Raw genomic sequence first — 13176 nt, 5'->3', positions numbered from 1 at the left:
ATCGCACCTTTCGGGCGTCACGCCAGGCCCAAGGCACGCCGCCGGCGCTCCATCATGCGCCAGATGAACGGGGTGAAGATCAGCTGCATGGCCAGCTCCATCTTGCCGCCGGGCACGACGATGGTGTTGGCGCGGCTCATCCACGAGCCGTCAATCATGCTGAGCAGGTACGGAAAGTCGATCCCCTTGGGCTTGGCGAAGCGGATCACGCACACGCTCTCGTCGGCGGTGGGAATGTCACGCGCGATGAAGGGGTTGGAGGTGTCCACCACCGGCACACGCTGGAAGTTGACGTGCGTCACCGCGAACTGCGGGCAGATGTAGTTGACGTAGTGGGGCATGCGGCGCAGGATGGTGTCGACCACCGCCTCCTGGCTGTAGCGGCGCTGCGTCTTGTCGCGGATGAGCTTTTGGATCCACTCCAGGTTGATCGAGGGCGCCACGCCGATGAGCAGGTCCGGGTACTGCGCGACGTTGACCTTGTCGGTGACCACGGCCCCGTGCAGCCCCTCGTAAAAGAGCATGTCGGTGTCGGGCGGCAGCTCCTCCCACGGCGTGAAGGTGCCAGGTTCCTGGCCGTACGGGGCGGCCTCCTCCTCGTTGTGCAGGTACTTGCGGCAGCGCCCGCGGCCGGTTTCGGCGTAGGTTTTGAACAGGTTTTCCAGCTCTTCGAACAGGTTGGCCTCGGGGCCGAAATGGCTGAAGTGCCGGTTGCCCTTGGCCTCCTCTTCGGCCATGCGCTGGCGCATTTCCTTGCGATCGTAGCGGTGGAAGCTGTCCCCCTCGATGATGGCGGCTTTGACGCCTTCACGCCGGAAAATGTTGGCGAAGGTGCGCGTCACGGTCGAGGTGCCGGCGCCGGACGAGCCGGTGATGGCGATGATGGGGTGTTTTTCGGACATGGCTGCGTTCTCCTCGGGTGCTTCGAATCCGGTGCGCGCTGCCGGCGGCTTCAGTCGCGAAACAGGGTGCGCTCGGCAAACAGCGGGTTGTCGTCCTTCAGCGGCGCGGGCTCGCGGTGGTAGCGCTCAATGCGCTCGACTTCGTTTTTGCTGCCAAACACCAGGCCGATGCGCTGGTGCAGCGAGGTCGGCCGCACCTGCAAGATCGGCTCACGCCCGGTGCTGGCGCGCCCGCCCGCCTGCTCCATGATGAAGCCCACAGGGTTGGCCTCGTACAGCAGGCGCAAGCGGCCCGGTTTGCTGGGGTCTTTGGTGTCGCGCGGGTACAGAAAGACGCCGCCGCGCATGAGGATGCGGTGCGCCTCGGCCACCATGCTGGCGATCCAGCGCATGTTGAAGTCTTTGCCGCGCGGGCCGGTTTTGCCCGCCAGGCACTCGTCCACGTAGCGCTTGACGGGGGGCTCCCAAAAGCGGCTGTTGGAGGCGTTGATGGCGAACTCCTGCGTGTCGGTCGGCACGCGGATATCCGGGTGCGACAGAAAAAACTCACCCAGGTTGGGGTCCAGCGTGAAGCCGTGCACCCCGGTGCCCACGGTCAGCACCAGCATCGTCGAGGGGCCGTACAGCGCGTAGCCCGCGGCCAACTGCTGGCAGCCCGGCTGCAAAAAGTCCGCCGCCGTAACGTCGCGGCCGCTGTCGATGACGTCCTGCGGCGCGCGCAACACCGAAAAGATGCTGCCCACCGAGACGTTGACGTCGATGTTGCTGGAGCCGTCCAGCGGATCAAACACCAGTAGGTACTTGCCGCGTGGGTACACGCCGGGGATGTTGTACGGCTCGTCCATCTCTTCGGAGGCCATGCCCGCCAGGTGGCCACCCCACTCGTTGGCACGCACGAACAGCTCGTTGCTGATGACGTCGAGCTTTTTTTGCTCCTCACCCTGCACGTTGATGGCGCCGGCTTGCGCGCCCAGCACCCCACCCAACGCGCCAAAAGCCACGCTGCGCGCGATGGCCTTGCACGCCAGCGCCACGTCCAGAATGAGCGCGTTGAAGTCCCCGCTGGCGCTCGGGAAGCGGCGCCGCTGTTCGATCAGGAACTGGGTCAGCGTGGTGCGTTGGTCCAGGGACATCGGGTTCTCCTCGGGTTCTTCGTGTCGTGTCGGGGATCAGGCCGGGGCGCCGACCGCTTCGGCGTGCCACTGACGCAGCGTCGGCAAGGTCAACCCCTCCAGACTGGGCAGCACGCGCAGCGCGCCACGCACATCGTGGTGCGCGGTAAACGCGTTGGGCGTGACGATGGTGGGCAACCCGCAGGCGCGCGCGGCCTGCAGGCCGTTGGCGGAGTCTTCGAACGCCACGCACGCCGCCGACGGCAGGCCCAGCCGCGTCAGCGTTTGCTGGTAGACCTGCGGGTGCGGCTTTTTGCGCGGCGCGGTGGAGGCGTCTTCGATGACGGCAAACGCGCGTTGCCAGTCCGGCCCCATGGCCGCGCGCAGCAACGCCGCGATGTTGACGGGCGACGTGGTGGTGGCGATGGCCAGCCGCAGCCCCTCGCGCTGCGCGGCTTCGATCAGGGCCAGCACACCGGGCCGCAGCTGCACCGCGCCCTGGCGCACGGCCTCTTCGTAAAAGGCGGTTTTGACCTCGTGCAGCCGGTCGATCAAGGCGCGCAGCTCGTTGCCGTCGATGTCGCGCCGCTCGGGGTACACCTGTTGCCAGTAGTGCTGGATGCGCTCCTTGCCGCCCGAGACTTCCAGCAGCCGGGTGTACAGCGCCTCGTCCCACCGCCAATCCAAGCCCTCGGCGGCGAAGGCGGCGTTGAACGCCGCCAGGTGCGCGCGCTCGGTGTCGGCCAGGGTGCCGTCGACGTCAAAAATCAGGGCTTGCAGCATGGCGCCACTCCTACGTTGCGTGGCACCACTATAAGCACAGCATGACATAAGGTAAATTCACAATTTCTTTATTTCAACTTCAGGTTTGACTGAATATGCGCAACGCCACCTTCCGCCAACTGCGCGTCTTTGTTGAAGTGGCGCGCCACCTGAGCTTTTCGCGCGCGGCCGAGGCGCTGCACCTGACGCCGCCGGCCGTGACCATGCAGATCAAAGAGCTGGAAGGCCACGTGGGACTGCCGCTGTTCGAGCGCCAAGGGCGGCGCGTGGCCCTGACCACCGCCGGCGAGTACATGCTGGTGTACGCGCGCAAGGTGTTGGCCACGCTCAAAGACGCCGAGGACACCGCCGCGCGCCTCAAGCGCCTCGAAGCCGGTCAGTTGACGATCGGCATGGTGGGCTCGGCCCAATACTTCTTGCCTTACCTGCTGGCCGCGTTTCGGAGGGAACACCACGGGGTGGACGTCAAGCTGATCACCGGCAACCGGGAACAACTGCTGCGCCTGCTGCAAGCCAACGAGCTGGACGTGGCCATCATGGGCCGCCCCCCCACCGAGCTGGCCGTGCGCGCCGAGCCGTTCGCGGCCCACCCGCATGTGTTCGTGGCGCCACCCGCACACCCGCTGCTGCGCATCGGCCACCCCTCGCCCGAGGCCTTGGCACCGTACCGGTTCATCGTGCGCGAACGCGGCAGCGGCACCCGCGCGCTGCTGGAGCAGTTTGCGCACAAGCACGGCCTGGAGCTGCGCGTGGCGATGGAGCTGCCCGACAACGAGGCCATCAAACAAGCCGTGATGGCCGGCTTGGGGCTGGGGTTGATTTCGTTGCACGCGCTCAAGTTCGAGCTGGAGCACGGCCTCATCGCGCGCTTGGACGTCGAGGGCACGCCGCTGGTGCGCGCCTGGCACGTGGTGCACACACTGGCCAAGCTGCTGTCACCGGCGGCCGAGGCGTTTCGCTACCACGTGCTGGAGCACGGCGAGGCGTTTTTGGCCGAGCGCTACGGCGCGCTGCTGGCACTGCAACCGTCGGCCTGACGCGTTGCGCGTCGGCGCGCGCGGTCAGGCCGGTCGATGCCGGGCACGCCAGGCATGCACCCGCCGCGCCACGTCGCCCGCCTGGGCCACCACGTCCACCCCCGGTAGCCCACGTCTCGGGCTTGTGAAGATGAACTCCCCCATCGCATCCCGCTTCACCGACGACACCAACGCGACGGCGCTTGGCGGCCGCAACCCTGGCCCACGGCGCAGGCGCCCCGGCATGCGCGTGCAAGCGCAAGCCATCGTGCAACGGCACGGCTCGCGCCGCCTGAGCAACTCAGCCTGTGGTGAGTCCGCACCGCCTGCGCCGCGCGACCTTGCGCGGAGGTACACTGCATGCTCACCCACGGTGACCCGTGACGCCGCGTCGCGCCGCCCCATGCCCCGTCCAAGCCCTGCCCCCGAATGCACGTTGACCCTGTACTGCCAACCGGGCGCGCGCCAGACGCGCCTGGTCGGCTGGCACGGGGGCTTGCCCAAAGTCCAGTTGGCGGCCCCGCCGGTGGATGGCGCGGCCAACGCCGCGTTGCTGGCGTGGCTGACCGAGCGCACCGGCTTGCCCAAGCGCGCCGTCACACTGGTGGCCGGCGCCACCGCACGCACCAAGCGCGTGCGGCTGCACGGTCTCGACGCCAACCAGGCGTTGGCGGCGCTGGGTGCCGCGCCGCCCCCTAACCAGGGTTAGCCGCCCGCCTGCCGCCCGGGACCGAGCGCCAGCCCGGCCACGAAACGCCGCACCACCCACACCAGGTGGCAGCGCCGCGCCGCGGCACGCTGGTGCCTGGGGGGCTGTTGGTACAGCACCCGCGCCATGTCCAGCCCCATGGCCATGCCGATCAGTGCCTCGGCCTCGCGTGGCGCCTCGGCGCACACCGCCCCGCGCTGCTCGGCGTAGCGCTGCAGCAGCGCCGCCACTTCGTCCACCGCCTGCTGCGGCCCCAGGAGCCAGATGCGCCGCAAATCGGCGCGCCGCTGCGGCAGCGCCGCCACGGCCTGCAGGTAGCGGCGGTACGCGGGCCGCGTCACGAAGCGCAGCAGCCCATCGAGAAAACGCACCAACGCCCGCACCAGCGCTTCCTCATCGGGTGGCACGGTGTGCAGCGTGTGCAGCAGCGGCGCGGCCTCGTGCGCCACCAGGGCGCGCAGCAAGGCGTCGCGGTCAGGCCAGCGGCGGTACAGCGTCGCCTTGGACACGCCGCTGGCCTGCGCCACCGCCTCCATCGTCAACTGGGCCGGGCCGCCCTGCAGCAGCAAGCGGCGCGCTGCGTGCAGGATCGCCGCGTCTTTGCGCACGTCCATCGGACGCCCGGGCGCGGGGTGGCACCCACAGGCAACGGCAACAAGCGGTGTGGACATATCAATTAGTGTACGATACCGTTCACTAATATTCCACACCCAACGCGGAGATATGTCCATGGAGCGGTTGCGAGTGTCGATCGTTGCCGTTGCGCTGCTGGCCACGGCGCTGCTGGGGTGCCAGCGTGCCCCAGAACGCGCGACCAGCGCCGACGAACGCCCCTGGGTCGTGACCGCAGCGCCGCGCCCGCTCGGCGGCCAGGCCTTGGGGCTTTCGGGCACCGTGCGCGCGCGCATCGAAGCGCCGCTGGCGTTCCAAGTCGGCGGACGCATCGTCAAGCGCCACGCGGATGCGGGGCAGGCCGTGCGCGCGGGGCAGGTGCTGTTCGAGCTCGACGCGGCCGACCTGGAGCAAGCCGTGCGCGCCGCCCAAGCCGACCTGGCCGCTGCCGAAACCGCCGCTCGCACCGCACAGGCCGACCTGGATCGCGTGCGCGCCCTGCAGGCGCAAAGCTTTGTCAGCGCGCAAGCGCTGGAGCGCGCCCAGTTGAGCGCGCGCGAAGCCGCCAGCCGACGCGACGCCGCCCAGGCGCGGCTGGCGCAGGCGCGCAACAACCGCGGCTACGCGGCGCTGCGCGCCCCCGCCGACGGGGTGCTGACCGACGTCACCGGCCAGCCCGGACAGGTGGTGGCGGCCGGGCAGTCGGTGGCCACACTGGCCCAGGCTGGCGGGCGCGAAGTCGAGGTGCAGTTGCCCGACGGCGTGATGCCCCCGCCGCGTGGCGAGGCGCAGTTGCCCGGTGGACACAGCGTCGCGCTGACGCTGCGCGAGGCCGCCCCGGTCGTGGACCCGCTGGGCCGCACGCGTCGCGCACGCTACCGGGCGCCGGACCTGCCGGCCGAGCTGCCGCTGGGCAGCGTGGTGGCGGTGCGGCTGGCGGGCCCGAACGCGCCCACCTCCGCGCCGACGGCCCCCGCGCCCGAAGCCGGTGCCGCGGCCTGGGTCGTGCCTGTGGGGGCGCTGGACGAACGCGCCGAAGGGCCGCGCGTGTGGCGCGTGCGCGAAGGCAAGCTGGAGGCGGTGCCGGTGCGCGTGCTGCGCGTGGACGACCGCCAGGCGCTGGTGGTGGCGCCGCTGGCGCCGCAGGATCGCATCGTGGCGCTGGGCACCCACCTGTTGCAACCGGGCATGGCGGTGCGGGAGCGCGCGTCATGAGCTTTCCGAACCTGTCGGCGCTGGCCGTGCGCGAGCGCGCCGTCACGCTGTTTTTCCTCATCCTCGCCGTGTTGGGCGGCGTGTACGCTTTTGCCACGCTGGGGCGGGCCGAAGACCCCTCGTTCACCGTGCGGGTGATGCAGGTCAACGTCGCCTGGCCTGGCGCCACGCCCGAGCAGTTGCAAACGCAAGTGGTGGACCGGCTGGAGAAAAAAATCCAGGAGGTCGAGTACCTTTACCGCATCGAAACCACGATCCGCCCCGGGCAGGCCACGCTGCAGGTGGAGTTTCACGACTACACCCCGCAGGCCAAGGTGGCCGAGCTGTTTTACCAGGTGCGCAAGCGCATGTGGGACGCGCAGCGCGAAATGCCCGCTGGCGTCATCGGCCCGGTGGCCAACGACGACTTTGCCGACGTGTACTTCAGCTTGCTGGCGCTGACCGCGCCCAAGCTGCCGCACGATGAGCTGGTGCGCGAGGCCGAGCGGCTACGCGACCAAATCCAGCGCATCGAGGGCGTGCATAAGGCGCTGATCCTGGGCGAGCGCACGCAGCGCGTATACCTGGAGTTCGACAACGCGCGGTTGGTCAACCTGGGTCTGTCGCCGCAAGCCATTTTCGAAGCCATCGACGCCAGCAACCGGCTGCTGCCCACCGGGCGGCTGGAAACCGACGGCCCGCGCCTGCACATCCGGCTGGATGCCGACCTGTCCGACCCCGAGGCGCTGGCCGCGCTGCCGATACGCGCCGGCGGCAAAGTGATCCGGCTGGGCGACATCGCCACCATCCGCCGCGGCTACGAAGAGCCGCCTTCGTACCTCGTGCGCGCGCGCGGGCAAGACGCCGTGCTCATCGGCGTGGTCATGAACAAGGGTGAAAACGGCCTGCAGCTCGGCCAGCGTCTGCAAGCGTACCTGGAGCGCGAAAAGGCCGACCTGCCGCTGGGGCTGGAGCTCACCCAGCTCACCAACCAGGCCGACGCCATCGCCAAGGCGGTGGACCTGTTCCAGATCAAATTTTTCGTCGCCGTGGCGGTCGTGATGGGGGTGAGCATGCTGGCCATCGGGCTGCGCGCCGGTCTCATCGTCGGCATCGCGGTGCCGGTGACGCTGGGGTTGTCGTTCGTGGTGTTCAAGGCCATGGGCATCAACCTGGACCGCATCACGCTGGGGGCGCTGATCATCTCGCTGGGTCTGCTGGTGGACGACGCCATCATCGCCGTCGAGATGATGCTGGTGAAGATGGAAGAAGGCTGGGACCGCATCCGCGCCGCCGCGCACGCCTGGAACGTGACCGCCACGCCGATGCTGTTTGGCACGCTGGTGACGGTGGCGGGCTTTTTGCCCATCGGCTTTGCCCGCTCGGGCGTGGGCGAATACGCCGGCAACATCTTCTGGGTGTTGGGCGTGAGCCTGCTGGTGTCGTGGCTGGTGGCGGTCACCTTCACGCCCTACCTGGGCGTCAAGATGCTGCGCGACGTGCCGCCCGCGCAGCGCCACAGCCACGAAGGGATCTACCAAACGCCGCTGTACCAGCGCCTGCGTGCCGTCGTGGCGTGGTGCGTGACGCACCGCAAAACGGTGGTGGCGGGCACGGTGGGCCTGTTGGTGATCTCGGCCATCGGCATGGCCAAGGTCGTGCCCAAGCAGTTTTTCCCCAACAGCGACCGCACCGAGGTGTTGGTAAGCGTGTACCTGCCGCAGGGCACCAGCGTGCGCGTCACCGACCAGACGGTGCGCCGCCTCGAAGCCATCCTGGCGCCGATGCCGGAGGTCAAGACCCTGTCCGCCTACGTCGGCGCGGGCGCGCCGCGCTTTTTCATCTCGGCCAACCCCGAGCCGCCAAACCCGGCGTTTGGCAAGCTCATCGTCGTCGCCCACGACGAAGCGGCGCGCGACCGTATCATCGCGACGCTCGAAGAACACATCCGCAACGGCGAATTCGCCGAGGCGCGCATCCGCGTGGCGCGGCTGTTGTACGGGCCGCCGGTGGCCTGGCCGGTGCAGTTCCGCGTCTTTGGCCCCGACCCGGTGCAGCTGCGCGCCATCGGGCACCGTGTGCGCGAGATCATGGCCGCCAACCCGCATGTGGTCGATGCGCACCTGGAGTGGGACGAGCGCGTCCCGGTGCTGGCGCTGCGCACCGACCCCGACCGCTTGCGGCTGATGGGCCTGACGCCCCAGGACGTGGCGCAACAACTGCAAACCCTGCTGGAGGGCGCGCCGGTGACGCAACTGCGCGTGGGCAACCGCACGGTAGAGCTGACCGCGCGCGGCGCGCTGCAGGGCGGCCGCGTCAGCGCCGACACCTTGGGGGCGCTGGAAGTGCTCAACCGTGACGGCCGCAAAATCCCGGTGGCGCAATTGGGCACGCTCGAGGTGCGCTACGAAGAGCCCGTCATCAAGCGCTACAACCGCGAGCCGTTCGTGGCCGTGCAGGCCGAGGTGCGCGGCGCCCAGCCCAACGACGTCACGGCGGCGGTCTGGCAGGCGCTGGCGCCGCTGCGCGCCGAGCTGCCCGAGGGCTACCGCGTTGCCATCGGTGGCTCGGTCGAGCAGTCTGAAAAGGCCAACCTGTCGATCCAAAAGCTGCAGCCGCTGATGGTGGCCGCGATGCTCGTGTTCATCATGCTGCAGATGCGCTCGTTTGCCGGCACGTTCATGGTGGTGGCCACGGCGCCGCTGGGGCTCATCGGCGCGGTACTGGCGCTGCTGGTGTTTTGGCAGCCGTTCGGCTTCGTGGCGCTGCTGGGCCTGACCGGTCTGGCGGGCATTTTGATGCGCAACACGCTGATCCTGACGCAGCAGGTGGCCGACAACTTCGAGGCGGGCATGGCGTCGTTTGAGGGCGTCGTGGAAGCCGCCGTGCAGCGGGCGCGGCCCGTGGTGCTGACGGCACTGGCGGCGGTGTTGGCGTTCGTGCCGCTGACGCACGACAGCTTCTGGGGGCCGCTGGCCTATGTGCTGATCGGCGGCGTGGCCGTCGGCACGGCCATCACCCTGCTGTTCGTGCCGGCGCTGTACGCGCTGTGGTTCCGCATCCGGCCGGCGGCGGGTTGAACCCGCCACCACTTTGGAGGGCCGTCCCCCTTCATGTTGTGGCCAGAGCGGCGAACAGTTGATCGAGCTGTGGGTTGCTGGTGACCAGCAGCAGCTTCTTGATCGTGGTGGCCTGGTTGATCTCCAGGCGCGCGAAATGCTCGCCACCGGCAGAGGATTGCTTGCGGATCAGCTGGATGCGCCCGAACAGCGCACCGCGCTTTTCCGCAAACTTCGCCAGCCCGACGGCTTTCTCGAAGTTGTCGCTGCGGCTCGGGTCGTGGGGTTCCAGAATGTCGATGACAAAGTCATTGCCGACTTTGCGCACCACAACCAGATCCGGGAACATCGGGCGCACGTCACCCCCCGTCTCATACGGGATTTCCAGCGACCACGGCTTCTTGGGCAGGTTACGCAGCCAGCCCACCACTTCGGGCTTGGCAAGCTCCTCACGCAGCACATCGGCTTCCCAGGGGCCGAGTTCGGCGCGGAACTGGCCGTTGCTCTCCACGTAAAGGTGGCGGTCCCAGAGCGGCTCCGCCGTAGAGCGCTTGAAGTCGATGGATGCAGGCAGCCGCCATGGGATTTCGTTGGGCTTGGCCGTCGCCAGCCGCAGCTTTTCGTAATTGAGGCGCCGCTGCTCCTTGAGTTGGTAGATGGCCTTTTTGTGCTGATCGTAAAGCGCGTCGAAGGCTTGTTCTGCCAACGACTCCAACACCGCCATTTCTGCCGCGTGGCGGGCCAGCACGATGGCCTCGACCTTCACCTCCAGCGCATCGCGATCCGCGTGGGCACGCCAGTATTCCATCTGCAAGCCGTGGCTAAAGGCCCGCCCGGCCTCTTCGAACAGCCGGTCGATGTCCACGTCCGAGGCATCGATATGATAGTCCGCCGTCGGCTCAGCCACGCCAGTGCCGTTGTTGACGGCCAAGGTCCGCAGGCTCACCTGCGTGATCGCTTTGGCCGCCGCGTCAAACTGGCCTGCCGCCTTGATCGCTGCAATGCGCTGGCCCATCCACTCCACAATCTGCTGCTTGGCACGGCCCCAGGCATCGTCATCGATCCCATCGATGGTCAGGCTGCGCGAGATGGCCATATACCGGCGCAGCGGGCTTTGCGCCCGGGCGGCATTCACGCGGTAGGTGATCAATTCGTCAAGTGCCGCAAAGATGGACTCGCAACCCTCACGCCGCTTGAGCACCACCAGATTGCGGCTGGAGCCCGTCTCAGAAGGCGGCACCTCTTCCGCGTTGGAGAGCGAGGCCACCACGCTTTCCACGGCGCCCGTATCGAAGTAGGGCAAAAACAGATGCACGTCATTGAGCGCGGCATCTTTTTCGATGCGCCGTGCCAAGGGCGTGCGCACCATCCGGCCCAGCAACTGGGCGATGTAGGTGTGATCCTCCGCACGGCGGAACGACATCATCACCTCGGCACGCGGGCAATCCCAGCCGGTGGACTGAACCGCACCGGGTTTCGAGGAGGCCTGTTGGCTTGAGTCAGACCGGCATGGTCTGACGGTTCCTGGGTTCTGGTTTTCTCTCTTTCAGCCCCCCGCAGGGGCCGCCGGAGGCCCTCCGGTTGGGCCATGTACTCATGGTTCAACCCTCCTGTGGCGCTGCTTGTTCAGCAGGCTTCGTTGATGCGATGGCCTCGGCGTACTGGCGCCAGTAGTGTGCCTCGGCTTCGGCCGGCGGGATGTAGCCGATGGGTTCGAGCAAGCGATGGTGGTTGAACCACGAGACCCACTCCAGCGTCGCCAGCTCGACCGCCTCTCGCGTCTTCCACGGCCCGCGCCGGTGGATGATTTCGGCCTTGTACAGCCCGTTGATGGTCTCGGCCAGTGCGTTGTCGTAGCTGTCGCCGGTGGAGCCCACGGAGGGCTCGATGCCGGCCTCGGCCAGGCGTTCGCTGTAGCGGATCGAGACGTACTGACTGCCGCGGTCGCTGTGATGGGTCAGGCCACCGTCGCGCCAGGGCTGGCGCGCATACAGCGCCTGCTCCAGCGCGTCGAGCACGAAGTCGGTCTGCATCGAACTGCTGACGCGCCAGCCCACGATGTAGCGCGCGAACACGTCGACGACGAAGGCGACGTACACGAAGCCCTGCCAGGTCGAGACGTAGGTGAAGTCCGCCACCCACAGCTGGTTCGGCCGGTCGGCGCGGAACTGCCGATTCACCCGGTCCAGCGGGCACGCCGCCTTGGCGTCGGGCACCGTCGTGCGCACGTCCTTGCCGCGCCGCACACCCTGCAACCCGAGCCGGCGCATCAGCCGCTCGACCGTACAGCGCGCCACCGCCACGCCTTCGCGCACCAATTGCCGCCAGACCTTGTCGGCGCCATAGACGCGCAGGTTGGCGTCGAACACGCGTTGCACTTCGGGCAGCAACTGGGCGTCGCGCTGCGCACGCGCGCTCAGCAGCGCGGGCTCGCGCACGCGCGCGGCATGGCGCCGGTACGCCGACGGGGCGACCTGCAGCGCTGTGCAGATCGGCTCGACCCCGTGAGCAGCCCGGTGCTCGTCGATGAAGGCGTTCACTTCCTGTGGTGGCGGTCGAGCTCCGCCTGGGCGAAATACGCGCTGGCTAGCTTCAGGATCTCGTTGGTCTTGCGCAGCTCGCGAACCTCGCGCTCGAGCTCCTTGATGCGCTGCTGCTCGGCCGTCGTCGAACCTGGCCGCAGCCCGCTGTCGCGCTCGCCTTGGCGCACCCACTTGCGCAGCGTCTCGGCCGTGCAGCCGATCTTGCCGGCGATCGACTCGATCGCCGCCCACTGCGACGGGTACTGGTCTTTGGCGTCGAAGACCATGCGCACCGCGCGCTCGATCACCTCGGGGGAAAACTTCGGGGACTTCCTCATATCGGCTCCATTCTCAATCGAAGGAGCCTCCTCAAAATCCGGGGCGCTTCAGACAGGCTGGTCTTGAAGAACACCACGCCGATGTTCTTGTCCGCGTCAATCCGCGAGGCTTCCACCTTGCGCACCCGTCGGCCGCCCACGTCCAGGTCGCCCGTGTCATGCATCGCATGGGCGACCTCGCCCTCGTTCAGGCGGCGGCCAATGGCGCTCTCGATCACGGCCAGCGCTGCGCCAAGGTCGGTCTTGGTCAGTTGCCGGTCCGTGCCGTTTTCCACCTGAACCACCAGCACCGGCCAGACGGTTGGCTCTTTTTCCTCTTGGCAGTAGGCGCCCCAGGCGGCCGTCATCTGGCCCCAGCGCCGGGCGGCCTCTTCCAAAAGCGCCATCTCTGCCGTGGTGGCGGCTTCAGGGTGATGGATCAGGATGCGGTCCTTCAGCAGGCCGGACTTGCGCACCTCTTCTGCGGGAACCGCCACCTTGTGCGTGGTCACGGTGTGCTCGGCATTGGCCATCAAGTCCAGAAAGCGCTTGGGCGTGGCCGACACCCCAATCACCATCGGCATTTTGACCAAGCCGACCTCGGGGCAGCCCAGCAAGAAGCGCTGCATCAAGGTCTGCGCAGCCTGCGCCCCCTTGCCCGAAGTCATGCCGCGGTGCGCCTCGTCGATCACCACATAAAAGCGGTCGGGAATGGCGCGCGCGGTATTGGTCAGCGTTTCCCAGATGAGGTGCTCGCGCCCATCGCCCCGGTTGGTCAGCGGCTGATTGACGGCGAGCTTTTGCGTGTTGATGAAATAGTCGCCCCTGAAAAATTCATTTTCACGCCGCCCTTAGCCGCAGCTGGGCAGGGTTGGCGCCACTGGTCTCGGTTGGCCGCCGCTGGGCGAGCCACCGGCCGATGAGGCGCACGGCCGCAATGAGGCGCAAAA

11 protein-coding genes and 1 other annotated feature are annotated in these 13176 nt (G+C 68.0%); of the genes, 4 read left to right on the top strand and 7 right to left on the bottom strand.

The window, feature by feature from the left end:
• Positions 1-17 precede the first annotated feature (17 nt).
• Genes Taqua_RS08345 through Taqua_RS08335 form a run of 3 tightly spaced genes read right to left on the bottom strand, consistent with a single transcriptional unit; the run spans position 18 to position 2797 of the window.
• Positions 18-902: a phosphoribulokinase gene (locus Taqua_RS08345; RefSeq protein ID WP_144326242.1), complete on the bottom strand. Its 885-nt coding sequence runs from the start codon at positions 900-902 to the stop codon at positions 18-20.
• Positions 903-952: 50 nt separating this feature from the next.
• Complete coding sequence (locus Taqua_RS08340) at positions 953-2035, bottom strand: class 1 fructose-bisphosphatase (RefSeq protein ID WP_144326241.1); 1083 nt, start codon at positions 2033-2035, stop codon at positions 953-955.
• 36 nt (positions 2036-2071) lie between these two features.
• A complete protein-coding gene (locus tag Taqua_RS08335; RefSeq protein ID WP_144326240.1) occupies positions 2072-2797 on the bottom strand; it encodes an HAD-IA family hydrolase in 726 nt (241 codons plus the stop codon).
• A gap of 95 nt (positions 2798-2892) precedes the next feature.
• On the opposite strand from Taqua_RS08335, the gene Taqua_RS08330 reads away from it, so the two are divergent.
• The gene (locus tag Taqua_RS08330) at positions 2893-3834 is read left to right on the top strand and encodes a LysR family transcriptional regulator (RefSeq protein ID WP_144326239.1); all 942 of its coding nucleotides are present in this window, start codon (positions 2893-2895) and stop codon (positions 3832-3834) included.
• Positions 3835-4216: 382 nt separating this feature from the next.
• Positions 4217-4522, top strand: a complete 306-nt coding sequence (locus Taqua_RS08325; RefSeq protein WP_144326238.1) for a DUF167 domain-containing protein — start codon at positions 4217-4219, stop codon at positions 4520-4522.
• On the opposite strand, the gene Taqua_RS08320 is transcribed toward Taqua_RS08325, so the two are convergent.
• On the bottom strand, positions 4519-5136 hold the full coding sequence (locus Taqua_RS08320; protein WP_185969592.1) for a TetR/AcrR family transcriptional regulator: 618 nt from the start codon (positions 5134-5136) through the stop codon (positions 4519-4521). The genes Taqua_RS08325 and Taqua_RS08320 overlap by 4 nt on opposite strands.
• 115 nt (positions 5137-5251) lie before the next feature.
• On the opposite strand from Taqua_RS08320, the gene Taqua_RS08315 reads away from it, so the two are divergent.
• Both Taqua_RS08315 and Taqua_RS08310 read left to right on the top strand, forming a co-directional pair.
• Positions 5252-6349 carry an efflux RND transporter periplasmic adaptor subunit gene (locus Taqua_RS08315; protein ID WP_221933930.1) on the top strand — a complete coding sequence of 366 codons (1098 nt, stop codon included), beginning with the start codon at positions 5252-5254 and terminating at the stop codon, positions 6347-6349.
• A complete protein-coding gene (locus Taqua_RS08310) occupies positions 6346-9408 on the top strand; it encodes an efflux RND transporter permease subunit (RefSeq protein WP_144326236.1) in 3063 nt (1020 codons plus the stop codon). The genes Taqua_RS08315 and Taqua_RS08310 overlap by 4 nt, the downstream gene beginning before the upstream one ends.
• 31 nt (positions 9409-9439) lie before the next feature.
• On the opposite strand, the gene Taqua_RS08305 is transcribed toward Taqua_RS08310, so the two are convergent.
• The 3 genes from Taqua_RS08305 to Taqua_RS08295 form a co-directional block, all read right to left on the bottom strand.
• Positions 9440-10813 (bottom strand): hypothetical protein, encoded by a 1374-nt coding sequence (locus Taqua_RS08305; RefSeq protein WP_185969591.1) that lies wholly within the window; start codon positions 10811-10813, stop codon positions 9440-9442.
• Positions 10814-10988: 175 nt separating this feature from the next.
• Positions 10989-12247 (bottom strand): IS3 family transposase gene (locus Taqua_RS08300; protein ID WP_144326234.1). Its coding sequence is split into 2 segments (ribosomal slippage): positions 10989-11965 and positions 11965-12247, totalling 1260 coding nucleotides; the frame shifts between segments, so codons are not numbered across the junction.
• Positions 11853-11969 (bottom strand) — a sequence feature (AL1L pseudoknot). It overlaps the preceding gene by 117 nt.
• Entirely contained in the window at positions 12244-12918 is a 675-nt protein-coding gene (locus Taqua_RS08295) for a hypothetical protein (protein ID WP_185969590.1), read from the bottom strand. Before Taqua_RS08295 ends, Taqua_RS08300 begins: the two co-directional genes overlap by 4 nt.
• Positions 12919-13176 lie beyond the last annotated feature (258 nt).

It is taken from the genome of Tepidimonas aquatica (assembly GCF_007556585.1).
Classification (GTDB): Bacteria; Pseudomonadota; Gammaproteobacteria; order Burkholderiales; family Burkholderiaceae_C; genus Tepidimonas; species Tepidimonas aquatica.
The sequence above is the reverse complement of the archived record's forward strand: the minus strand, read 5'-3'. Positions and strand labels throughout refer to the sequence as shown.